A 21315-nucleotide genomic window follows, 5' to 3' on the forward strand; every position below is an offset into this window, starting at 1 on the left:
TTTTAATGCAATGTGAAGCACCAGCCTGGTAGGTACGGCAATGTTAAAATTCATTTTGCGTCGGTTACTTGAAGCCATCCCGACGCTTTTCGTCCTTATTACTATCTCCTTCTTTATGATGCGACTGGCCCCCGGCAGTCCGTTCACGGGTGAGCGTACGCTGTCGCCAGAGGTGATGGCGAATATCGAGGCGAAATATCACCTCAACGATCCTATTGGCAAGCAATATGTTGATTACCTGATTCAACTGGCCCATGGCGACTTTGGCCCCTCGTTTAAATATAAAGACTATTCGGTGAACTACCTGGTTGGTCATGCCTTTCCGGTGTCGGCCAAACTGGGCCTGGCTGCCTTTATCCTGGCCGTGGTACTGGGCGTGACGGCAGGGGTTATCGCCGCGCTGAAGCAAAACACCCTGTGGGATTACGTCGTCATGGGGGTGGCAATGACCGGCGTGGTCATACCGAGTTTTGTGGTTGCCCCGCTGTTAGTCCTGATTTTCGCCATTACGCTGAAATGGCTGCCGGGTGGCGGCTGGAACGGTGGACAGTGGAACTATATGCTGCTGCCGATGGTGGCGTTATCCCTGGCTTACATTGCCAGTATCGCGCGTATCACTCGTGGCTCGATGATTGAGGTGATGCATTCCAACTTTATCCGTACCGCGCGAGCCAAAGGGTTGCCGTTACGTCGTATCGTTTTACGTCACGCGCTCAAGCCAGCACTGTTGCCGGTTATTTCCTATATGGGACCGGCATTTGTGGGCATTATTACTGGCTCTATGGTGATTGAATCTATTTACGGACTGCCCGGTATCGGTCAGCTGTTTGTCAACGGCGCGCTTAACCGTGACTACTCGCTGGTACTGAGCCTGACGATTCTGGTGGGGCTGTTGACCATTCTGTTTAACGCGATCGTCGATGTGCTCTATGCCGTTATCGACCCGAAAATTCGCTACTGATTCTGGAGTTCGCCATGATGTTAAGTAAGAAAAATAGCGAAGCTCTTGATGCATTCAGTGAAAAACTGGAAGTCGAAGGGCGTAGCCTGTGGCAGGATGCCCGTCGCCGTTTTATTCATAACCGAGCCGCGTTAATCAGCCTGATGGTGCTGATGTTAATCACGCTATTTGTAATTTTCGCGCCCATGTTGTCACCGTTCTCCTATTTCGATACCGACTGGGGAATGATGTCATCGCCGCCAGATACCACGTCCGGACACTGGTTTGGCACCGACTCATCGGGGCGTGATCTGCTGGTGCGCGTCGCCATTGGCGGTCGTATTTCGTTGATGGTGGGCATTGCCGCCGCGCTGATCGCCGTGGTGGTGGGAACGCTCTACGGTTCCATTGCCGGTTACCTTGGTGGAAAAATCGACTCCGTGATGATGCGTATTCTGGAAATCCTTAACTCCTTCCCGTTTATGTTTTTCGTCATTCTGTTGGTCACCTTCTTTGGCCGTAACATCCTGCTGATTTTTGCTGCTATCGGTATGGTGTCGTGGCTGGACATGGCGCGTATCGTGCGTGGACAAACTCTGAGCCTGAAGCGCAAAGAGTTTATTGAAGCGGCGCATGTCGGCGGCGTTTCGACCTGGAAAATCGTGACGCGCCATATCGTGCCTAACGTGCTGGGCGTGGTGGTGGTTTACGCCTCGCTGCTGGTACCCAGCATGATTCTGTTCGAATCATTCCTGAGCTTTCTCGGCCTGGGCACCCAGGAGCCGCTGAGTAGCTGGGGGGCGCTGTTGAGCGATGGGGCTAACTCCATGGAAGTTTCGCCGTGGCTGTTGCTGTTCCCGGCCATTTTCCTGGTGGTCACGCTGTTCTGTTTTAACTTTATTGGCGATGGCCTGCGTGATGCCCTCGACCCCAAAGATCGTTAAGGAGTTTCCCGATGACTATTCATGAATTTCAGCCTGCTCAGGCTGCACGCGCGGGAAGCGACCTGTTGCTTGAAGTGAAAGACTTACGTGTTACGTTCGGCACCCATGACGGTGATGTCACCGCCGTGAACGATCTCAATTTCTCACTGCGTGCCGGGGAAACCCTGGGCATTGTCGGTGAGTCAGGCTCGGGTAAATCGCAAACCGCGTTTGCGCTGATGGGCCTGCTGGCCAGCAATGGCCGCATTGGCGGCTCTGCGTTGTTCAACGGTAAAGAGATTCTTAATCTGCCGGAAAAACAGTTAAACCGGCTGCGCGCTGAACAAATCGCGATGATTTTTCAGGATCCCATGACATCACTGAATCCGTATATGCGGGTCGGCGAACAGTTAATGGAAGTGCTGAAACTGCACAAAGGCATGAGCAGCGCTCAGGCCTTTGAAGAGTCGGTGAAAATGCTGGACGCGGTAAAAATGCCCGAAGCCCGCAAACGCATGAAGATGTACCCACATGAGTTTTCGGGTGGGATGCGTCAGCGCGTGATGATCGCGATGGCGCTCCTGTGCAGGCCTAAGCTGCTGATTGCGGATGAACCGACGACCGCGCTGGATGTTACGGTGCAGGCGCAGATTATGACGCTGCTGAATGAGCTGAAGCGCGAGTTCAATACGGCGATCATCATGATTACCCACGATCTGGGCGTGGTGGCCGGGATCTGCGATAAAGTGCTGGTGATGTATGCAGGCCGCACCATGGAATACGGTCGCGCGCGCGATGTGTTTTATCAGCCGGCTCACCCCTACTCGATTGGTCTCCTGAATGCGGTGCCAAGACTGGATGCAGAAGGTGAAAGCCTGACCACCATTCCGGGTAATCCACCAAACCTGCTGCGTCTGCCGCAGGGTTGTCCGTTCCAGCCGCGCTGTCCGCATGCCATGGATATCTGTTCCAAAGCACCGCCGCTGTTACCGTTTGCAGAAGGGCGCTTACGCGCCTGCTTTAAGCCGGTGGAGGAACTCGTATGAGCCTGGCAGAAAAAAAAGTCCTACTCGAAATTGCCGATCTGAAAGTTCATTTCGACATCAAGGATGACAAGCAGTGGTTCTGGCAGCCGCCAAAAACGCTGAAGGCCGTGGATGGCGTCAGTCTGCGCCTGTACGAAGGGGAAACGCTGGGTGTGGTGGGCGAGTCCGGCTGCGGTAAATCCACGCTGGCACGTGCGATTATCGGGTTAGTGAAAGCCACGGAAGGCCGTGTCACCTGGCTTGGCCGTAACCTGCTGGGGCAGAGTGAGGAAGAGTGGCGTAAGGCGCGTAGCGATATCCAGATGATATTTCAGGATCCGCTGGCCTCGCTTAACCCGCGCATGACCATCGGCGATATTATCGCCGAGCCCTTACGCACCTATCACCCTGAGCTTTCTCGCCAGGACATCAAAGATCGCGTCAAAACGATGATGATGAAAGTGGGCTTGTTGCCTAACCTGATTAACCGGTATCCGCACGAGTTTTCAGGCGGTCAGTGTCAGCGTATCGGCATTGCGCGTGCATTGATTCTTGAGCCTAAACTGATCATCTGTGATGAACCGGTCTCTGCACTGGATGTGTCCATTCAGGCGCAGGTGGTCAACCTGCTACAGCAACTGCAGCGAGAAATGGGGCTGTCGCTGATCTTTATCGCCCACGACCTGGCGGTGGTGAAGCACATCTCGGATCGCGTACTGGTGATGTATCTGGGGCACGCGGTGGAGCTGGGCACCTACGATGAGGTGTATACCCATCCGCAGCATCCTTATACCAAAGCGCTGATGTCAGCCGTACCGATTCCCGATCCGGATCTGGAAAAAAATAAGCAGATTCAGTTGCTGGAAGGGGAATTACCGTCGCCGATCAATCCGCCATCCGGATGCGTTTTCCGCACCCGCTGCCCGATTGCCGGACCGGAATGCGCCAAAACGCGGCCGCTGCTCGAAGGCAGCTTCCGCCATGCGGTGTCCTGCCTGAAGGTGGATCCGCTTTAAACGAAAACGCCGGGCTGTTGCCCGGCGTTTTCGTTACGAGGTGAGGACTATTCACGCCACAAAATATGGCACAGCTTGTGATCTTTTTCCCGACACAGCAGTACGCGCGCAAACACATCGGTAATAGGTTCGCCGTCTGCTTCGCCCAGACCAATGACCACTTCAGAGAAAAAGTCGGGGTTCAAATCGAAGTCCACGTGCTCCTGCCAGTCTTCGCCCGGATCAAACAGTTCTGCGCCGCCACGCTCTTCAAACTGCAGATTGAAAAGAATAATGTCTGCAGGGTCAAGGTTGTCACCTGCCAGTTCAAGAAAAATGTCGTAGGCCTGTTCCAGCGTTTCGTCTTCTGTCAGGCGGTTGTTCAGATCCATTTTCGGTCCCGTTTATCTGAGGGCGGTTCGTAATTTCGCTCGTTTTACAGTAAAGGACTAAAGAAGTAAAACAGTCGTTCGACAATCCGCTTCCACCAGGCACGTTTTGCCCACCGTCTGGCGTCAAGCAGGCGCGAACGGGCAATATAGTCGTCCTGGACGCAGGCCAAATCGCTGCCAAATCCGGCATCATCGACGGCGAGTGTGATTTCGAAATTCAGCCATAAGCTGCGCATATCGAGATTTACGGTCCCCACTAAACTCAACTGACCATCGACCAGCACGCTTTTGGTATGCAGCAGGCCATCTTCAAACTGGTAGATCTTAACGCCGGCCTCAAGCAGCTCACTAAAAAACGAGCGGCTGGCCCAGCTTACCAGCAGAGAGTCGTTGTGCCGGGGAACCACCAGACTCACATTGACGCCACGTAGCGCAGCCGTGCAGATGGCATGCAGCAGATCGTCACTGGGCACCAGATAAGGCGTGGTCATGATCAGCTGTTCGCGGGCAGAGTAGACCGCCGTAAGCAACGCCTGATGAATTAAATCCTCGGGAAAACCGGGACCGGAAGCGATCACCTGAACGGTATGACCACTTTCCTGTTCGAACGGCATAATATTGCGGTCGGGCGGTGGGGGCAGAATACGCTTGCCGGTCTCAATTTCCCAGTCACAGCTGTAAACGATCCCCATGGCGGTTGATACCGGCCCTTCCATACGTGCCATCAGATCGACCCACTGACCCACGCCCGCGTCCTGTTTAAAAAAGCGCGGGTCCACCAGATTCATGCTGCCGGTATAGGCGATATAGTTGTCAATCAACACCATTTTGCGATGCTGACGTAAATCCATACGACGCAGAAAGACACGTAGCAGGCTGACCTGTAGCGCCTCAACCACATCAATACCCGCATTACGCATCATCCCGACCCACGGGCTGCGGAAGAAGGCGACGCTCCCTGCGGAATCCAGCATAAGGCGGCAGTGAACACCGCGCCGCGACGCGGCCATCAGGGATTCGGCGACTTCATCCGCCAGTCCGCCCGGATTCCAGATATAAAACACCATCTCAATATTGTGCCGGGCCAGCTGAATATCCCTGATGAGGGCTTTCATTACATCGTCCGAACTGGTCAACAGCTGTAACTGATTCCCTTTTACCCCTGCGATGCCCTGACGGTTGTTGCACAACTGAAATAACGCCTGCGCGACATCGCTGTAATCGGTGGCAAAGATTTCGGTACGCTTTTTAAGATCATTCAGCCAGCGGGCGGTAGAGGGCCACATCGTTCGCGCGCGTTCAGCCCGGCGTTTACCCAGATGCAATTCACCAAACGACAGATAAGCAATAATGCCAACCAGTGGCAGAATAAAAATAATCAGCAGCCATGCCATTGCCGAGGTTACGGCTCGTCGCTTCATCAGAATGCGCAGGGTAATACCTGCAATCAATAACCAGTAACCAAATACCAATAACCAACTGATAAGCGTATAAAACGTCGTCATTAAGTGGACATCCTGTTCGCGCTTGAATCTGAGAAGTTTACGTGGAGATGGTAGGGAGTGAAACCCTTAATCATCGTGGTATGTCAATGCGAGATCCGATTTGGCATTAGCGCAGAGATCTCTATAATGCGTGCGCGTGAGTCAGATGTCAGAGAGGAAGTTATGAGACGAAGCAGAAACGAAGTGGCCCGCTGGAGAATGTTGCGTCAGGTGCAGCGTCGACGTTCGCGCTGGCTGGAAGGGCAGTCACGCCGCTATAAACGCATCCACGGGATTCGCCATCAACTGGCGCAACAGCAACGTCGTTCCATTCTGTTTATCACACAAAATCTCTGATGACGCAGCCGCGCGAAGCGGCTGTTAAATTACTGTCCGGTCATCAATAAGTTGACGTTAACCAACTGGACGGCTGCCGCCAGTACAATCAGCATGACGATCAGGTGCTTTTTGTTTCGCCAGCCGTGCTTTCGCCACAGATACAACGCGCCTCCCACAAGCAGGGTGATGATCAGCAGCAGGGCCATGATAATGGCATGCATTCAGACTATCTCTGTAGAAGCGTCAGTGTTGTCGTCGGGCTCAGAAAACCCGCTTAAACGGCTTGACGCTGACGTGTTTGTATACACCCGCCGCAATATAGGGATCGTCCGCTGCCCAGGCCTGGGCCGTTTCCAGTGACGGGAACTCTGCAATCACCGTGGAGCCGGTGAAACCGGCTACGCCAGGATCGTTACTGTCAACCGCAGGCATGGGGCCTGCAACGATCAAACGGCCTTCTTCATGCAGCAGCTTCAGACGCGCAAGGTGAGCGGGGCGCACCGCGTTGCGTTTTTCCAGAGAATCGGCGTTATCTTCAGCATAAATGACGTAAAGCACTAGGGCGCTCCCATTGACTCTATAAATTTTGCAACACGGTAAGGGATAGTTAAGTAGAGTGCAAACGAAACCTTGCGTCAATAACGTGCTGAGCATAATGGGCTAAAGGGGCTTTTTTCGCCCGGCACTAAGGTGATTATTGAAACTGATTGCTATTTGCATTTAAAATCAGGGCTTCATTTGATAACTGCGATTGTTATGACCACGCTGACTATGCCTTTACCGAAACGCACGCCTGTCGCCATGATGTTGTCCGTTGTGCTCCATGGTGCAGTCATTGCCGGTATTCTCTATGCGTCTTTTCATCAAACCCGAGAACTGCCCAAAGCATCCCAGCCAATCAGTGTGACAATGGTCGCGCCCGAGGTTCAGCCTGAACCCGCAATCACACAACCGACACCGCAACCGGACCCCCAGCCAGCCCCTGAGCCTGTGGCCGAGCCGAAACCCGCTCCGGAACCGCCTAAAGCTGAGCCAGTGCCGATTCCCAAACCGGAACCCAAACCTGAGCCAAAACCCAGACCGCGGCACCAGCCCAAACATACACAGCCAAAACGCGAAGTAAAACCGCGTGAGGAAGCGAAGCCCCAGGCCAACCCCTTTAAGCAGGATGCGCCTGCAACACAGACTAAGCCTGCGACAGCGCCGAAAGCCACACCGTCAGCGACACCTGCGCAGACGGCCTCAACCGGCCCAAAAGCGCTGAATATCAGCAAGCCAGCCTATCCGCCACGCGCGGCGGCCCTGCGAGTAGAAGGCCGTGTCAGAGTGAAATTTGATGTGGACAGTGACGGACGGGTCGACAACATCGATATTCTGTCTGCGGAACCGCGCAACATGTTTGAGCGCAGCGTCAAACAGGCCATGCGTTCGTGGCGCTATCAGAGCGGTAAGCCCGGTACCGGTCTGACGATGAATATTGTGTTTAAAATTAACGGCGGGGCCAGCCTTGAATAAGGTTTGTGAGGCGTTTCAGCAACGTGAAGTCGGCTAAGCGGGCCCGGACCCGCCCGGGTCCGGTTCAGATTCAGCCTGTCTGCGATGTCAGGCTGAACCGCACTCAGGCAGGGGCTGACTGATTATCCCGTCCCGCAGGCAGCTGACGGGGATGGCCTTCATTGTCCACCGCAACATAAATAAAGACCGCTTCGGTTGCGCAATAGGTCTGACCAATAGGCTCAGACGACACTTTCTTAATCCATACCTGCACATTGATCGTCATTGAGCTGTTGCCCGTGCGAATGCACTGTGCGTAGCAACTGACAACATCGCCGACCGCGACGGGTTTTAAAAAGGTCATACCATCCACTCTGACGGTGACGACACGGCCCTCGGCGATTTCTTTTGCCAGAATGGCACCGCCCATATCCATTTGCGACATTAACCAGCCACCGAAGATGTCGCCGTTTGCGTTAGTATCCGCAGGCATCGCGAGCGTCCGCATGACCATTTCGCCCTGGGGCAATTTATGTTTTTCGTCCATTGCGTTGTTTTCTTATGTAATGAAAGAAAGGCTGCCCGCACAGACGGGCAGCAGGTTTATTTTTGCTGTTGTTGCGGCATCTTACGCCAGATATAGAGCCCACTCAGTAAGGTAAAGAGCAGCGTCAGGCCGGTCAGCCCAAACACTTTAAAGTTAACCCAGACTGACTGAGGTAACCAAAATGCCACATAGATATTCGCCAGACCACACAATAAAAAGAAGAGGGCCCAGGCAATATTCAGATTGCGCCATACGGTGTTGGGTAACTCCAGCTCTTTTCCCAACATGGTCTGAATTAACGGCTGTTTCATAAACCACTGGCTGAACAGTAACGCCAGCGCAAACAGGCTGTAGATCACCGTGACTTTCCATTTAATAAATTCATCATTATGGAAAACCAGGGTGAGCGTGCCAAACACCGCCACCAGCACAAACGTAAAAATGGTCATTTTTTCAAGCTTGCGATAGAGCACCCAGCTTGCCACCAGCGCCAGGCCGGTCGCGACAACCAGGGCTCCTGAGGCGACGAAGATGTCGTACAACTTATAAAAAATAAAGAAAACCACAAGGGGAAGAAAGTCGAGTAACTGCTTCATAGTCATTCCAGTTAAGGCGGTATTCCCGGCCAGTGCGCCCGAAGGCGCACGGACAATCAACGTAACAGCATATAAAGCCGGTACAGGTAAATTACTAACAGGGTTGAAATCAGATTCCCGATAGCGGTGAAAATCACCGTCGACACGTTCATCGGCAGCACCACTAACGAGGTAAAGAAAAACATCACTGCCAGTTTTGCCAGCAGCCACAGAATAATGGCTGGCGCAATCAGTCTGACGTTTTTCCAGGCCATGCGCATGCTGGCGCGCATGGCGGCGATAACGCCCAGTTTTTCATTTGCCAGAATGATTGGCGACAACGAGAGCACGATGGTAAGCAGCACGCCAGGCACCACCAGAACCATAAAACCCAGTTGGGCGACCAGGGTGATCAAAAAGGTCAGCAGCAGCAGTTTCGGTAATAAAGGCGCGGATGTACCAATGGCACGCAGCGCGCTCACGCGCTGGCCAGACGATACCAGCGGAATCAGGCACAGCATACCGCCCAACAGCAGCGTATTGCCGACAAGGCCTGCAAAAGTACCCGCAGCAGACGCACGCAGCAGAACCTGCTGCTGTTCGGGTGACATGCTCTGCACCATTTCAAACAGCGAGGCACTGCTGATATCGCCTTGCTGCAGGATCGCCATTTGATCGTCACCCGGTGTGAAGGCATGTAAAAGCATCACTGTGACAAACGCGGTCAACAGTGACATCAGCACCAGGGTAATCAGTTGATGACGAAAAAAATTTCCTGTGTCACGGTATAACGATCTTGCCGTGATAGACATGTACACTCCTTGAAAGAACCGGGTTAATTAACCCGTCGATTGTACATGTTCTGGCGGCTCGCTGGCACCCGCAACCGGATAACTTTCTGTCATAACAGGTAAAGATGGGTGAAACAGTGCGGGAAGGCCATAGCGTGCCCGGGCCCGATCGCAGCCTTCATTCCCGATCCCGTTTTCGCCGGACATAGCAAACTCCCGGCAGGGCGAGGGGCGGTTCTCATAAATACTGCACGACACGCAGTGGCCGATTTCCCCTTCAAGCGCAATACAGCGCGGCGAACGATCGTTCGTCCCACGCATATTTCGCATCATCAGACTTAAAGGTTCCGTTAATTCTGTGGGAACGGGGCCGCCCGCATCGTCGGCTTCAGCCCAGTAAAACGAGACGCGGAAGTGGGCACAGCAGGCACCACAGCTAATACAGGGGTTTGTAGTTTCACTCATTTGATCGCCCGCCACCTCTAAGGCATCGAACCAAAATCACAGGGGGAGATGAGCAAAGTAATGCCGCTCCATTTTTTCGGCAAGCACTATTTGTGTCCGGGATACGGGCATAAAATTGATCTGAGTCAATCCATTGTTTTTTAAATCATTTTTCCGTCTTGATTTAGATGCATTTATAAAAAAATCGCGCTAAACCTGTGCGCACAAAAAAATGATTCAGTGCAGGCATCTTACTTTCTCACAGGAGTGACTATGAAACTGGCTAAATGCGCCATGCTGCTGGCGCTTGCGTTACCTCAACTGGCACTGGCCCACCAGGCTGGTGATTTTTTTATTCGCGCAGGTAGCGCCACCGTTCGACCTAACGAAGGCTCGGATAACGTACTGGGTATGGGCGGATTCAGTGCCAGTAATGATACCCAACTGGGCTTAACGTTTACCTATATGGCGACAGACAACATTGGCGTCGAGCTACTGGCCGCCACACCGTTCCGCCATAAAGTTGGCCTTGGCCCAACGGGCACGCTGGCGACGGTCCGGCAATTGCCGCCAACGCTGATGGCGCAGTACTACTTCTTTGACAGCCAAAGCAAAGCGCGACCCTATGTCGGCGTCGGCATTAACTACACGACGTTTTACGATGCAAAGTTTAATCAGACCGGTCGTGATGCGGGATTAAGTGATCTCAGTGTGAAAGACTCGTGGGGCATTGCCGGCCAGGTAGGGCTGGATTATCAGATTAACCGTGACTGGCTGCTGAATGCATCATTGTGGTACATGGATATTGATACGAACGTGAAATTTAAATCGGGCGATCAGCAGCAAAATATTCATATGCGTGTTGACCCCTGGGTATTCTTCTTTGGCGCAGGTTATCGCTTCTGAAGAAAAAAGGGCCACGCAATGCGTGGCCCTTTTGGGTTTAAAACGGCGTTATTTAATTTGCATGTTATTTACGACGGATCTTACCCCAGCAACGCTTCGGGTCACCTGAACGGCACGGTTAGCCATTTGTGGTGAGCTGACAAAGCCGCTGAGCTGCACTTTACCTTTAAAGGTTTCAACGTTGATTTCGGTTGATTTCAGCGACTCATCTTTTAACAATTCGGCTTTCACTTTGGTGGTAATCACGGTGTCATCAATGTAACCGCCGGTGCCTTCTTTCGTTGGCGTTGGCGCACAGGCGCTGAGTGTTAATGCAACAACAGCCGCGACCATGGCACTTGCCAGCACTTTAAACCATTTCATTGCTTCTCTCCCTGTCACAAATAGGATACGTCGTTACCATAACGGCGCCTGTTAATTGTGGTGCAGAAAATCCGAAATGGGCAAACGGACAGCGAAAAAAAACAGCGAAATCATGCCTTACCGGGCGGTAAGGCATAAGGTGAAGGCTGTTAGCGGGTGGCGGCTTTGAGATCGTGGATAAATGTTCTCAATGCGTCCAGCATGACCTCTGGCTCGGCGTGATGCTTTTCAATAATTTTCACAACAGCGGAACCTGAAATTGCACCGGCTGTGCCTGCCGCGAGAGAGTCTTTTACCTGGGAAGGTTCGGAAATGCCAAAGCCCTGTAGCGGCGGGGCTGCATGGTATTCCTTCAGGCGGGTTATCAAATGATCAAGTGGCAGGCTGGCCCGCTTTTCAGTACCCGTGACGCCCGCTCGTGATAACAGATAGGTGTAACCGCGACCGTGAGAAGCGATTTCGCGCAGAAGTTCATCGCTGGCGTTCGGTGGGCAGATGAAAATGGGCGCAATACCGTGACGCATAGCCGCCTGACGGAAAGGTGCCGATTCCTCTACGGGCACATCAGCCACGAGGACAGAGTCGACCCCCGCTTTGGCACAACGCGCATAAAAGTCATCAATACCATTGCTGAACACCAGATTGGCATACATCAGTAAACCTATCGGGAGTTCGGGATATTTTTGACGAATCGCCGCGAGCATTTCAAAACACTGTGCCGTCGTCGTTCCGCCAGCGAAGGCACGCAGTGTTGCACTTTGAATAGTAGGACCATCTGCTAAAGGATCAGAAAAGGGAATTCCCAGTTCAAGTGCGTCAGCTCCGCCTTCTACCAGCGCATCGATAATGCGTAATGACAGGGCAGGTGACGGGTCACCCAGAGTTACGAAGGGAACCAGCGCACCTTCTTTCTTCGCCGCCAGACGCGTAAACAGTCGATCATAACGTTCCATCAAATTTCTCCCTGCGCAGTCAGAATATCGTGAACGGTGAAGATATCTTTATCACCCCGACCAGAAAGGTTCACCACAATCAGCTGCTCTTTCTCCGGCTCCGCCTTCGCCATTTTTAACGCATGGGCCAGCGCATGGGCGGATTCAAGCGCAGGGATAATGCCTTCCGCACGACACAGCGTTTTAAAGGCTGCCAGCGCTTCATTGTCGGTGACGGAAACATAGTCCGCGCGGCCGATGCTGTTCAGATGGGCGTGCTGAGGGCCGACTGACGGGAAATCGAGGCCGGCAGAAATCGAGTAGGACTCTTCGATTTGCCCTTCGCTGGTCTGCATCATCGGGGCTTTCATCCCAAAGTAGATGCCGACCCGGCCGTGTTTCAGCGGTGCGCCGTGCTCACCGGTTTCGATACCGTGGCCCGCTGGCTCAACGCCAATCAGTTTGACGCTCTCTTCCTCGATGAAATCGGCAAACATGCCAATCGCATTGGAGCCGCCGCCGACGCAGGCGATGACGGCGTCGGGCAGACGTCCTTCTTTTTCCAGAATCTGTTTTTTCGTCTCTTCACCGATCATGCGCTGGAACTCACGCACGATGGTCGGGAAGGGGTGTGGGCCGGCCGCGGTGCCCAGCATATAGTGGGCGGTTTCATAGCTGCCCGACCAGTCACGCAGCGCCTCGTTACAGGCATCTTTCAGGGTGGCGGAACCGCTGTGAACCGGAATCACTTCGGCACCCATCAGGCGCATACGAAAGACGTTAGGTGACTGACGCTCAACATCCTTGGCGCCCATGTAGATGCGGCATTTCATGCCCAGCAGCGCACAGGCCAGGGCTGAAGCCACACCATGCTGACCGGCTCCGGTTTCCGCAATAATCTCGTTTTTGCCCATCCGTTTAGCCAGCAACGCCTGTCCCAGTACCTGGTTCGTTTTGTGCGCGCCGCCGTGCAGCAGATCTTCACGTTTCAGGTAAAGGCGGGTTTGAGTGCCTTTGGTCAGGTTACCGCACAGGGTTAAGGCTGTCGGGCGGCCGGCATAGTTTTTCAACAGGTCGGTAAATTCAGCCTGAAACTCAGGGTCTTTTTGGGCGCTGACAAAGGCTTCTTCAAGCTGCTTCAGCGCAGGCATCAGAATTTGTGGCACGTACATGCCGCCAAACTCGCCGAAATAGGGATTAAGTAAAGTCATGGATCTATCCTTTTGTGTGCCCGCCTTCAGGCGGGCCAGTCCAGTCAGTAGGCGCGAAGCGTTCGGAACACCGCCGCAATTTTGCTGGCATCTTTGATGCCTGGCGCGCTTTCTACACCGGAATTAAAATCGAGTCCTGCACAACCCAACTGTGCGGCTTCCACACAGTTATCCGCGCTCAGCCCACCGGCCAGCAGAACATTCTTCAGGTCCTGCCCGTGTAGCAGCGACCAGTCAAAGGTCTGGCCCGAACCGCCCTGACCATTATCAAAAACGTAACGGTCAATATGCGGCCAGTTACGTTCTGGCAACGCGTCGCTGATGCTGAGCGCTTTCCAGATTTGTACCTGTTCAGGCAGTGCCTGATAAAGCGCAGCCACATAAGCGTGGTCTTCATCGCCATGCAACTGCACAGCAGCCAGCTGCAATGATTCCACTTTAGTGACAATGTCACTTATTGCCGCATTGCGGAACACACCGACATAGTTAAGCGGGGCACCGGCTATCACGGCCCGTGCTTTCTCGGTATCCACCTGACGCGGCGAGCCCTCGGCAAAAATAATTCCGCCGTAAATAGCGCCGGCATCACAGGCCGCGCAGGCATCTTCAGGGCGCGTCAGTCCGCATACCTTGTTGCTGCCCAGGGTGACACGTCGCACCGCAGCATGAAGATCCTCTTCTTCCATCAATGCCGAACCAATCAGGAAGCCATTTGCAAAATGACTCAGTTCACGCACATCGCGGTAATTGTTGATGCCCGATTCGCTGATAACGGTCACACCTTGCCCCAGACGCGGCGCAAGCTGACGCGTCCGGTTGAGATCAATCGACAGATCGCGCAGGTCGCGGTTATTAATGCCGACTACTTTGGCTTCCAGCGCAATAGCGCGTTCCAGCTCCTGCTCATTGCTGACTTCAGTCAAAACGCCCATCTGCAGGCTGTGTGCGATGGCGGAAAGCTGGCGATACTGCTCGTCATCCACGACCGACAGCATCAGCAGGATGGCGTCAGCCTGATAAAAACGCGCCAGATAAATTTGATAAGGGTCGATGATAAAGTCTTTACACAGCACCGGCTGCGTAATCGCAGCACTGACGACGGGCAAAAAGGCAAAGTCGCCCTGGAAATATTTTTCGTCGGTTAATACCGAAACGGCAGAAGCATAATGGCGATACACCCCGGCGATCATTTCGGGATCGAAATCATCGCGGATCAGCCCTTTTGAAGGCGAAGCCTTTTTGCATTCCAGAATAAAGGCAGTGCGGGTGCCCTGCAGTGCGTCATAAAAGCTACGGCTGGAAGGAACAATGCGCGGCTGGAAGCTTTCCAGCGGTTGCTGCTGCTTACGCGCTTCAACCCAGACGGCTTTGTCTTTCACGATTTTATCTAACACTGTACCCTGCATGATTATCCTCTTGATGCCAGAGCCACCACGCGCTCATAAGCCTGACCGCTACGGATGGCGTTAAGCGCACGCTGTGCATTTTCACGGAGATCTTCATTACCAAACACTTTCAGGAGCATGGCCACATTCACGGCAACCGCCTCCTCATGGGCCTGCTCGCCATTACCCTGGAGTAAACGTGTCAGAATGTCACGGTTTTCTTCGGGTGTGCCGCCTGCCAGCGCGTCTTTAGGATGGAATCCGAAACCAAAATCCTCCGGACTTAACTGATAGCGGGTGATTTCCCCTTCGCGCAGCTCGGCCACCTGTGTCACATCGTGCAGGGCAACCTCATCCATGCCGCCGCCATGTACCACGGCTGCACGCTGGTAGCCTAATACTTTCAGCGTCTGAGCAATCGGCAAGACCAGCTCAGGGCTGTACACGCCAATAACGGCTAACGGTGGGCGCGCAGGGTTGATCAGTGGCCCCAGAACGTTAAACAACGTGCGGGTCTTCAACTGCTGACGCACCGGCATAGCATGGCGAAAGCCCGTGTGGTACTGCGGTGCGAACAGGAAGCAGACATTCAGATCGTCCAGTGCGCGCCGCGCCAGCTCAGCGGGCATATCCAGGTTAATCCCAAAAGCGGCCAGCAGGTCGGATGACCCCGATTTGCTGGATACGCTGCGATTGCCATGTTTTGCCACCTTCAGACCACAGGTAGCGGCGACAAAGGCACTGGCGGTTGAAATATTAATGCTGTTACTGCCATCCCCGCCGGTGCCCACAATATCGGCGAACGCATAATCCGGACGCGGAAACGGTTTGGCATCTTCAAGTAAGGCACAGGCTGCCCCGGCGATTTCCTCCGGGTTCTCGCCCCGGACTTTCATCGCAACCAACGCCGCCGCCAGTTGGGTAGGTTCAAGCTGGCCGGTAATAATGGCGCTGAACAGCTGGTGGCTTTCTGCCTGCGTCAGACTATGCGACTGGTAAAGTTTTTCCAGAATCGGTTGCATTGCGTTCTCCCTGTTACTTCGCCAGCGCCCAGGCAAGTGTCTGTTCAAGCAGACGTGCGCCCTGAGTGGTTAAAATGGATTCAGGATGGAACTGGAATCCGCAAACCCGATCGTGTTCATGACGGACGGCCATCACCATGCCGTTGTAGCTGGCATTAACCGTTAATTCGTCTGGTGTATTGCTGCCCACCAGTGAGTGGTAACGGGCAACGGGAAGAGGATTACTCAGTCCGGCAAACATCGCCTCGCCGTCATGGTTAATGGATGACGCTTTGCCATGCAAAATTTCACCGGCCTGACCGACATGGCCGCCATACGCTTCCACAATCGCCTGATGGCCCAGGCAGATCCCGATAATCGGTAACTTTCCGCGTAGCGCACCCAGCAGTTCGGGCATACAGCCCGCGTCTTTCGGCGCGCCAGGGCCGGGTGACAGCATCAGGACAGGATTGTCCATGCTCTGCAAACGTTCAGTCAGCAAAGCGGCCGGTACGTTGTTGCGGTAAATCACCACGTTGTGCCCAAAGGTGCGCAGTTGATCGACAAGGTTGTAGGTAAATGAGTCGATGTTATCCAGCAGCAGGATGTCAGCCATCAGAAGATCTCCTTGCAGTGATGAGCAGTGGCGATAGCGCGCAGCACCGCGCGGGCTTTATTGCGGCTTTCATCGGCCTCGGCCTGTGGGTTAGAATCGAGCACCACGCCCGCGCCGGCCTGTACAGTGGCCACGCCGTCTTCCACGTAGGCTGAGCGGATCACAATACAGGTATCCAAATCACCGTTGGCGGTGAAATAGCCGACAGCGCCGCCGTAAATACCGCGTCGGGTGCCTTCGACTTCAGCGATCAGTTGCATGGCGCGAACTTTAGGCGCGCCGCTCAGCGTGCCCATATTCATGCAGGCGCGGTAGGCATGTAGCACATCCAGATCCTCACGCAATGTCCCCACCACGCGGGAGACCAGGTGCATAACAAAGGAATAACGATCAACCTTGGTCAGATCCGCGACGTAGCGGCTTCCGGGACGACAAATGCGCGCAAGGTCATTGCGTGCGAGATCGACCAGCATCAGGTGCTCGGCCAGCTCTTTATGATCGGTGCGCATTTCAAGTTCGATACGGCTGTCCAGATCGCGGTCCAGCGAGCCATCCGCATGTCGACCGCGTGGACGCGTTCCGGCAATCGGGTAAATTTCGATCTGTCGTGAGGCGGCGTCGTACTTGAGCGAGCTTTCCGGCGAGGCGCCAAAGAGCGAAAAATCCTGATCCTGCATAAAGAACATATACGGGCTGGGATTACTGCGTTTTAACGTATCGTAAGCGGCCAGCGGCGACGGGCAGGGCAGTGAGAAGCGACGTGATGGCACGACCTGGAAGATCTCACCAATACGAATAGCATCCTGCATCTTCCTCACCACATTACAGTATTCCTCATCGCTCTGGCTGGTGGTCAGCGTCATCGTTTCGACCGGCTTGACGGGCAACGCAGGTGCAGGTTGCAGCATTTGTCCGTGTAACTGCTCAATACGGCTTTGCAGACGCTGGAATTCGTGGGTGGACGGACAGAACAGGCTGGCCTGCAGGCGGGCACTGTGTGCCTGGTGATCGAGCACCAGCAGGGTTTCCGCCAGATAGAAACAGTAGTCAGGGCAGCGCTGCTCACTGCTGAGCGTCGGCAGGTCCTCAAAACCCGCGACCAGATCATAGGCAAACAGGCCGCCAACGAACACGGCTTCGCGCTCATCGGCGGGCGAGTTCACTAACTGCGGAATCACACGCAGGGCATCAAACACCGACAGGGCGCGTAAGCGAGAGTCTTCATCTTGCTGATCGTGGGTCGTCGTAAATGTTAACACCCGGCCATCAGGGCGCGATTCATTTTTGATTTCGGCGGGAAGCGCCTCGTCCAGCAGCGGCAGCAGCGCCCGACCATTATCAGACAGGGCCTGCACAGTGACGCAGTTACCCAGCGCGCTGATACGCAGGGCACTGTCGATGATCATCAGACTTTTTAAATTTTCCTTGCTGTCGATATCCGCAGATTCAAGCAGCAGCGTTGACGGGCGTGCGCCGCATAACTGATGAAAAACCGCGGCGGGATCTTCCCGATAAGGGGCGTTACCGGTAATTAACTTCACTGTAGGTTTTGCATTGAGCATGATGATTTCTCTGAATGTCGTCCAAAAAAAAGCCCGCTTGTTGGCGGGCTCAGGTATCTGCACAGGTTTACGCTAAGTGTGCACGACAACGCCGCCCGACCGGGAAACATTGCGCCACCAACCAGTGAAAAGCGTAATAACCATTTTCATAAACACATACCCGTCTGCGGTGAACTTGTGTACTAGTTAACTGGTTCGTGACAAAAATGTCAATACACTTTTTCAGTGACCCATAAAATCGTTATCATGCTGACCTGTTCCATCGCCAGCAGGAGTTGTTTTGAGCGATATCGCCCGTTTTCCGCTTTACGATCTACATAGTCATACACGGGCTTCCGATGGATTGCTATCCCCGCAGGCGCTGGTCGAGCGTGCGGTTGAAATGCGCGTAGGTGTGCTGGCCATTACCGATCACGATACCGTGGCGGGCGTCGCCGAGGCACAGCAGGCCGCATTACGTGCTTCGTTGCCAGTCAATGTCATAGCCGGCGTCGAGATTTCCACGCTGTGGGAAAATCATGAGATCCATATTGTTGGATTAAATATCGATATTCATCATCCCGTCATGACGCAGTTCCTCGCTGGTCAGTATACGACGCGACTGGAACGCGCCCAACGCATTGCTGAGCGGCTTGAAAAAGCCCAGATTCCCGATGCACTGGCGGGCGCCCTGCGTTTAGCCGAAGGGGGAATGATCACGCGGGGACATTTTGCCCGCTATCTGGTTGAGGTTGGCAAAGCGAGCACTATGGCGCAGGTATTCAAAAATTATCTGGCCCGAGGCAAAACCGGCTACGTGCCGCCGCAATGGTGTACAATTAATCAAGCCATTGATGCCATTCACCATTCTGGTGGCTGTGCGGTGCTGGCTCATCCGGGACGCTACGGATTGTCGGCAAAATGGCTGAAACGCCTGATCGCGTATTTTCGCGCTGCGGGGGGTGATGCTATCGAGGTGGCACAATGTCAGCAGGCACCCGATGAGCGTACCACGTTAGCCGGGTACGCCCGTGATAACGATCTGGCCGCATCGCAAGGTTCTGATTTTCATCAACCCTGCCCGTGGATTGAGTTAGGCCGCAAACTGTGGTTACCCGCAGCCGTAGAACCCGTCTGGGAACGCTTTCCCGCACTGGCTCCGGCTGCTGAATGCACGGAAAGGTGACAAGAGGTTTTTATGAGTCAACTGTTTCATATTCATCCGGATAATCCGCAACCGCGTCTGATTAACCAGGCTGTGGAGTACCTGAACAAAGGTGGCGTGATTGTTTATCCGACCGATTCAGGCTATGCCCTGGGATGTCGTCTGGAAGAAAAAGGCGCGATGGAGCGCATTTGCCGTATACGACAACTGGATGGCCATCATAATTTCACACTGATGTGCCGCGATTTGTCTGAGTTGTCGGTGTATTCACAGGTGGGCAACAGCGCGTTCCGCCTGATTAAAAATAACACGCCGGGCAATTACACGTTTATTCTGAAGGCGACGAAAGAAGTCCCGCGCCGTCTGATGAACGAGAAACGTAAAACCATTGGTTTACGTGTCCCGTCGAATCCAGTGGCCCTGGCGTTACTGGAAGCGCTTAATGAACCGATGATGTCGACATCCTTGATTCTGCCAGGCAATGATTTCACTGAATCTGATCCGGAAGACATTCAGCACAGTATTGGTAAGCTGGTGGACTTAATCATTGACGGCGGCACGCTGGGACAGCAGCCTACCACCGTGATTGATTTGACCAGTGATGCCCCTGAAATTGTCCGTGAAGGCGCTGGCGACACAACGCCTTTTATGTAAGCCAGTCAGGTTTTACGGGTGTCAGGAATCGTCGCCTGTAACCAGTTTTTAAACTGGCCGTAAGGGATATAGAGTGACACATCTTTCAGTATCACTTTCCCGCTACGGCCATTTTTAATTGAATCGGAATACCCGACGATCACGCCGCCGATGGTATCGTCACTATTGAAGACCCCACCGCCAGACATCCCCTGAACCACGCCAGCATTGGAAGCCATCGCGATGCACGGACTTTTATTCCAGAGGTTACGAATGGCGGTGCGTGCGAGATTCACACCCTTTGATTCAACAGGTAGCGCCGAAATATAGCTGTAACCGTACATCTTTACGTGATCGCCAATATCGGTGCTGCGGAAGTGAGCCAGCGTATCCGGCGGATTCTTGTGATAAATAATCGCAAGGTCGCAGTAAGGGTGATAAGACTTAACGCGCTGCACGGCAAATTTTGCCACATGCGCGGCAGTCAGGCTGTATTCAGGCGTCAACGGAATAGTGGTGCCCAGCGTGCCTAAACCCAGAATCGTCGGAATGCCTGTCACGCTCATATCCACGTGCTGCATTGCCGTTCGGCTGTACTCGGTATGGCCCACGGAACAACCGCTCAGCGCCAACGCAATCAACGCTGAACTTACAAAACGTTTTTTCATGGTGGTGTCTTCGCTTAAGCATGCCAGTAAAATCCCTGGTGAAGATTAAGGACATGCAAATTAAAGCTCATCGTGAGCCGTATTAACGCAGCGTTTCCCGATGCGCCAGTATTAAGATTAATAACAACCCTTTAGCGTGCTGCAATTTAATGCCCGGGTCAGAAATAACTGACACCGTACGGATTAAAATCTGCTCACTGTCCGGTCGCATAATGTGTTATCGGCAATGGATTGCAATAGTCCAATTTTTTTTAACTTTACGAGGGTAGAAAAAAAGTCATTGCGGACTTAATGATAAAAAACAGGGTGATGACCACCTTATTATTCTTTCATTATCGGCTGATGAATAAAATTGTACAGTGATTTTTATGTTGTATAGCTTTTCCCGACGCAACCTGTTGATAATAGAGTAAACAGGGTGCATTGAAGATGCGAGGCGGGCTAACAGAGGGCTGCCGGGGCCCACAATGATTTTATTTGACTTAAGTAGCGGTGTTTTGTTTTTATTTTTTGTAAACAGCCACAAAAATAAAACTGTTTAGCGCGCCGACTGAGTGTGAGCCGCTAATGAAAAGTGTCAGGCCAGATACCTGGAGACTTAATCATTAATGCGCTACCGGTTTTGGCAGGAAATGATTTATAAGAGTGAGTAAAGACGGAAATAAAGCCAATAGCTGCGATAAGTAACATTAATTAAAATGAAGTAACCAAGTGTGACATTCAGATAATATCCTCCCCGGCTACGGCTGTGTCATTTGACTTAATTACCCTAAATAAACGTGTGTGCTTATAATGATCTTCTCGCGCGATCACCAGGACGCAACGCAGCCATCTAATTCGACCAGATCTTAACCGGACCTGGCGTGAGCGCGTAGGGATCGTCACGCCCGGGACAGGTGTCGTAAGGCACGGGTCAGCAGCCAGGCCCCGTACGCCGCTTCCGGG

General features: G+C 53.4%; 23 protein-coding genes, 1 pseudogene and 1 other annotated feature. Of the genes and pseudogenes, 9 read left to right on the top strand and 15 right to left on the bottom strand.

Annotation, left to right across the window (positions count from 1 at the left end; translation table 11 throughout):
* The first annotated feature begins 40 nt into the window (after positions 1-40).
* Genes oppB through oppF form a run of 4 tightly spaced genes read left to right on the top strand, consistent with a single transcriptional unit; the run spans position 41 to position 3904 of the window.
* On the top strand, positions 41-961 hold the full coding sequence (gene oppB, locus GC087_RS11070) for an oligopeptide ABC transporter permease OppB (protein WP_006119378.1): 921 nt from the start codon (positions 41-43) through the stop codon (positions 959-961).
* Between the two features lie 14 nt (positions 962-975).
* Positions 976-1884 carry an oligopeptide ABC transporter permease OppC gene (gene oppC, locus GC087_RS11075; RefSeq protein ID WP_006119376.1) on the top strand — a complete coding sequence of 303 codons (909 nt, stop codon included), beginning with the start codon at positions 976-978 and terminating at the stop codon, positions 1882-1884.
* 11 nt (positions 1885-1895) lie between these two features.
* Positions 1896-2909 (top strand): ABC transporter ATP-binding protein, encoded by a 1014-nt coding sequence (locus GC087_RS11080; protein WP_006119374.1) that lies wholly within the window; start codon positions 1896-1898, stop codon positions 2907-2909.
* Positions 2906-3904: a murein tripeptide/oligopeptide ABC transporter ATP binding protein OppF gene (gene oppF / locus GC087_RS11085; protein ID WP_039343011.1), complete on the top strand. Its 999-nt coding sequence runs from the start codon at positions 2906-2908 to the stop codon at positions 3902-3904. The genes GC087_RS11080 and oppF overlap by 4 nt, the downstream gene beginning before the upstream one ends.
* 47 nt (positions 3905-3951) lie before the next feature.
* Here the strand turns inward: oppF and GC087_RS11090 are convergent, their stop codons facing one another.
* Entirely contained in the window at positions 3952-4275 is a 324-nt protein-coding gene (locus tag GC087_RS11090; RefSeq protein WP_006119371.1) for an HI1450 family dsDNA-mimic protein, read from the bottom strand.
* A gap of 44 nt (positions 4276-4319) precedes the next feature.
* Positions 4320-5780, bottom strand: coding sequence for a cardiolipin synthase (cls, locus tag GC087_RS11095; protein WP_033741857.1), 1461 nt, complete (start codon positions 5778-5780; stop codon positions 4320-4322).
* A gap of 162 nt (positions 5781-5942) precedes the next feature.
* On the opposite strand from cls, the gene GC087_RS11100 reads away from it, so the two are divergent.
* Positions 5943-6116, top strand: a complete 174-nt coding sequence (locus GC087_RS11100) for a YciY family protein (protein WP_006119368.1) — start codon at positions 5943-5945, stop codon at positions 6114-6116.
* Positions 6117-6145: 29 nt separating this feature from the next.
* Here GC087_RS11100 and GC087_RS11105 read toward each other — a convergent pair whose 3' ends face one another.
* Positions 6146-6319: a hypothetical protein gene (locus GC087_RS11105; protein WP_324030553.1), complete on the bottom strand. Its 174-nt coding sequence runs from the start codon at positions 6317-6319 to the stop codon at positions 6146-6148.
* 40 nt (positions 6320-6359) lie between these two features.
* Positions 6360-6656: a YciI family protein gene (locus GC087_RS11110; RefSeq protein ID WP_006119366.1), complete on the bottom strand. Its 297-nt coding sequence runs from the start codon at positions 6654-6656 to the stop codon at positions 6360-6362.
* A gap of 198 nt (positions 6657-6854) precedes the next feature.
* Between GC087_RS11110 and tonB the strand changes: the two genes are divergently transcribed.
* Positions 6855-7613, top strand: a complete 759-nt coding sequence (tonB, locus tag GC087_RS11115; protein ID WP_054633691.1) for a TonB system transport protein TonB — start codon at positions 6855-6857, stop codon at positions 7611-7613.
* 103 nt (positions 7614-7716) lie between these two features.
* Here the strand turns inward: tonB and yciA are convergent, their stop codons facing one another.
* The 4 genes from yciA to GC087_RS11135 are packed head-to-tail and all read right to left on the bottom strand — an operon-like array spanning position 7717 to position 9970.
* The gene (gene yciA, locus GC087_RS11120) at positions 7717-8139 is read right to left on the bottom strand and encodes an acyl-CoA thioester hydrolase YciA (RefSeq protein WP_033741850.1); all 423 of its coding nucleotides are present in this window, start codon (positions 8137-8139) and stop codon (positions 7717-7719) included.
* Between the two features lie 56 nt (positions 8140-8195).
* The gene (locus GC087_RS11125) at positions 8196-8735 is read right to left on the bottom strand and encodes a septation protein A (RefSeq protein WP_006119363.1); all 540 of its coding nucleotides are present in this window, start codon (positions 8733-8735) and stop codon (positions 8196-8198) included.
* A gap of 56 nt (positions 8736-8791) precedes the next feature.
* Positions 8792-9526 carry a YciC family protein gene (locus GC087_RS11130; RefSeq protein WP_033741847.1) on the bottom strand — a complete coding sequence of 245 codons (735 nt, stop codon included), beginning with the start codon at positions 9524-9526 and terminating at the stop codon, positions 8792-8794.
* Between the two features lie 27 nt (positions 9527-9553).
* Complete coding sequence (locus tag GC087_RS11135) at positions 9554-9970, bottom strand: YkgJ family cysteine cluster protein (RefSeq protein ID WP_033741845.1); 417 nt, start codon at positions 9968-9970, stop codon at positions 9554-9556.
* A 252-nt stretch (positions 9971-10222) separates the two neighbouring features.
* Here GC087_RS11135 and ompW point away from each other — a divergent pair, with 252 nt between their 5' ends.
* Positions 10223-10855: an outer membrane protein OmpW gene (gene ompW / locus GC087_RS11140; RefSeq protein WP_033741844.1), complete on the top strand. Its 633-nt coding sequence runs from the start codon at positions 10223-10225 to the stop codon at positions 10853-10855.
* A gap of 48 nt (positions 10856-10903) precedes the next feature.
* Here ompW and GC087_RS11145 read toward each other — a convergent pair whose 3' ends face one another.
* The 6 genes and pseudogenes from GC087_RS11145 to GC087_RS11170 all read right to left on the bottom strand — a co-directional run bounded on the left by GC087_RS11145 (position 10904) and on the right by GC087_RS11170 (position 17925).
* On the bottom strand, positions 10904-11218 hold the full coding sequence (locus GC087_RS11145) for a BON domain-containing protein (RefSeq protein ID WP_006119359.1): 315 nt from the start codon (positions 11216-11218) through the stop codon (positions 10904-10906).
* 149 nt (positions 11219-11367) lie between these two features.
* Positions 11368-12171 (bottom strand): tryptophan synthase subunit alpha, encoded by an 804-nt coding sequence (gene trpA / locus GC087_RS11150; protein WP_033741843.1) that lies wholly within the window; start codon positions 12169-12171, stop codon positions 11368-11370.
* Positions 12171-13361 (bottom strand): tryptophan synthase subunit beta, encoded by a 1191-nt coding sequence (trpB, locus tag GC087_RS11155; RefSeq protein ID WP_033741842.1) that lies wholly within the window; start codon positions 13359-13361, stop codon positions 12171-12173. Before trpB ends, trpA begins: the two co-directional genes overlap by 1 nt.
* A 44-nt stretch (positions 13362-13405) precedes the next feature.
* Positions 13406-14767 carry a bifunctional indole-3-glycerol-phosphate synthase TrpC/phosphoribosylanthranilate isomerase TrpF gene (gene trpCF, locus GC087_RS11160; protein WP_039342988.1) on the bottom strand — a complete coding sequence of 454 codons (1362 nt, stop codon included), beginning with the start codon at positions 14765-14767 and terminating at the stop codon, positions 13406-13408.
* A 2-nt stretch (positions 14768-14769) separates the two neighbouring features.
* Positions 14770-16363, bottom strand: a pseudogene (gene trpD / locus GC087_RS11165) (bifunctional anthranilate synthase glutamate amidotransferase component TrpG/anthranilate phosphoribosyltransferase TrpD).
* Positions 16363-17925: an anthranilate synthase component 1 gene (locus tag GC087_RS11170; RefSeq protein ID WP_324030556.1), complete on the bottom strand. Its 1563-nt coding sequence runs from the start codon at positions 17923-17925 to the stop codon at positions 16363-16365. The pseudogene trpD and the gene GC087_RS11170 overlap by 1 nt, the downstream one beginning before the upstream one ends.
* Positions 17926-17948: 23 nt before the next feature.
* Positions 17949-18051: a sequence feature (Trp leader region), on the bottom strand.
* A gap of 154 nt (positions 18052-18205) precedes the next feature.
* Between GC087_RS11170 and rnm the strand changes: the two genes are divergently transcribed.
* Both rnm and GC087_RS11180 read left to right on the top strand, forming a co-directional pair.
* Entirely contained in the window at positions 18206-19090 is an 885-nt protein-coding gene (gene rnm / locus GC087_RS11175) for an RNase RNM (protein WP_006119350.1), read from the top strand.
* Positions 19091-19102: 12 nt separating this feature from the next.
* Positions 19103-19723, top strand: a complete 621-nt coding sequence (locus GC087_RS11180) for an L-threonylcarbamoyladenylate synthase (RefSeq protein WP_039340183.1) — start codon at positions 19103-19105, stop codon at positions 19721-19723.
* A gap of 5 nt (positions 19724-19728) precedes the next feature.
* Here the strand turns inward: GC087_RS11180 and GC087_RS11185 are convergent, their stop codons facing one another.
* Positions 19729-20370, bottom strand: coding sequence for a hypothetical protein (locus GC087_RS11185; protein ID WP_006119348.1), 642 nt, complete (start codon positions 20368-20370; stop codon positions 19729-19731).
* Positions 20371-21315: the final 945 nt, after the last annotated feature.

This window comes from Pantoea sp. JZ2 (assembly GCF_035191405.1).
Lineage (GTDB): Bacteria > Pseudomonadota > Gammaproteobacteria > Enterobacterales > Enterobacteriaceae > Pantoea > Pantoea stewartii.

Bases quoted from the DNA above. Each gene is read 5' to 3' on its own strand.
- oppB (WP_006119378.1), top strand. From the start codon at position 41: ATGTTAAAATTCATTTTGCGTCGGTTACTTGAAGCCATCCCGACGCTT.
- oppC (WP_006119376.1), top strand. From the start codon at position 976: ATGATGTTAAGTAAGAAAAATAGCGAAGCTCTTGATGCATTCAGTGAA.
- GC087_RS11080 (WP_006119374.1), top strand. From the start codon at position 1,896: ATGACTATTCATGAATTTCAGCCTGCTCAGGCTGCACGCGCGGGAAGC.
- oppF (WP_039343011.1), top strand. From the start codon at position 2,906: ATGAGCCTGGCAGAAAAAAAAGTCCTACTCGAAATTGCCGATCTGAAA.
- GC087_RS11090 (WP_006119371.1), bottom strand. From the start codon at position 4,275: ATGGATCTGAACAACCGCCTGACAGAAGACGAAACGCTGGAACAGGCC.
- cls (WP_033741857.1), bottom strand. From the start codon at position 5,780: ATGACGACGTTTTATACGCTTATCAGTTGGTTATTGGTATTTGGTTAC.
- GC087_RS11100 (WP_006119368.1), top strand. From the start codon at position 5,943: ATGAGACGAAGCAGAAACGAAGTGGCCCGCTGGAGAATGTTGCGTCAG.
- GC087_RS11105 (WP_324030553.1), bottom strand. From the start codon at position 6,319: ATGCATGCCATTATCATGGCCCTGCTGCTGATCATCACCCTGCTTGTG.
- tonB (WP_054633691.1), top strand. From the start codon at position 6,855: ATGACCACGCTGACTATGCCTTTACCGAAACGCACGCCTGTCGCCATG.
- yciA (WP_033741850.1), bottom strand. From the start codon at position 8,139: ATGGACGAAAAACATAAATTGCCCCAGGGCGAAATGGTCATGCGGACG.
- GC087_RS11125 (WP_006119363.1), bottom strand. From the start codon at position 8,735: ATGAAGCAGTTACTCGACTTTCTTCCCCTTGTGGTTTTCTTTATTTTT.
- GC087_RS11130 (WP_033741847.1), bottom strand. From the start codon at position 9,526: ATGTCTATCACGGCAAGATCGTTATACCGTGACACAGGAAATTTTTTT.
- GC087_RS11135 (WP_033741845.1), bottom strand. From the start codon at position 9,970: ATGAGTGAAACTACAAACCCCTGTATTAGCTGTGGTGCCTGCTGTGCC.
- ompW (WP_033741844.1), top strand. From the start codon at position 10,223: ATGAAACTGGCTAAATGCGCCATGCTGCTGGCGCTTGCGTTACCTCAA.
- GC087_RS11145 (WP_006119359.1), bottom strand. From the start codon at position 11,218: ATGAAATGGTTTAAAGTGCTGGCAAGTGCCATGGTCGCGGCTGTTGTT.
- trpA (WP_033741843.1), bottom strand. From the start codon at position 12,171: ATGGAACGTTATGATCGACTGTTTACGCGTCTGGCGGCGAAGAAAGAA.
- trpB (WP_033741842.1), bottom strand. From the start codon at position 13,361: ATGACTTTACTTAATCCCTATTTCGGCGAGTTTGGCGGCATGTACGTG.
- trpCF (WP_039342988.1), bottom strand. From the start codon at position 14,767: ATGCAGGGTACAGTGTTAGATAAAATCGTGAAAGACAAAGCCGTCTGG.
- GC087_RS11170 (WP_324030556.1), bottom strand. From the start codon at position 17,925: ATGCTCAATGCAAAACCTACAGTGAAGTTAATTACCGGTAACGCCCCT.
- GC087_RS11180 (WP_039340183.1), top strand. From the start codon at position 19,103: ATGAGTCAACTGTTTCATATTCATCCGGATAATCCGCAACCGCGTCTG.
- GC087_RS11185 (WP_006119348.1), bottom strand. From the start codon at position 20,370: ATGAAAAAACGTTTTGTAAGTTCAGCGTTGATTGCGTTGGCGCTGAGC.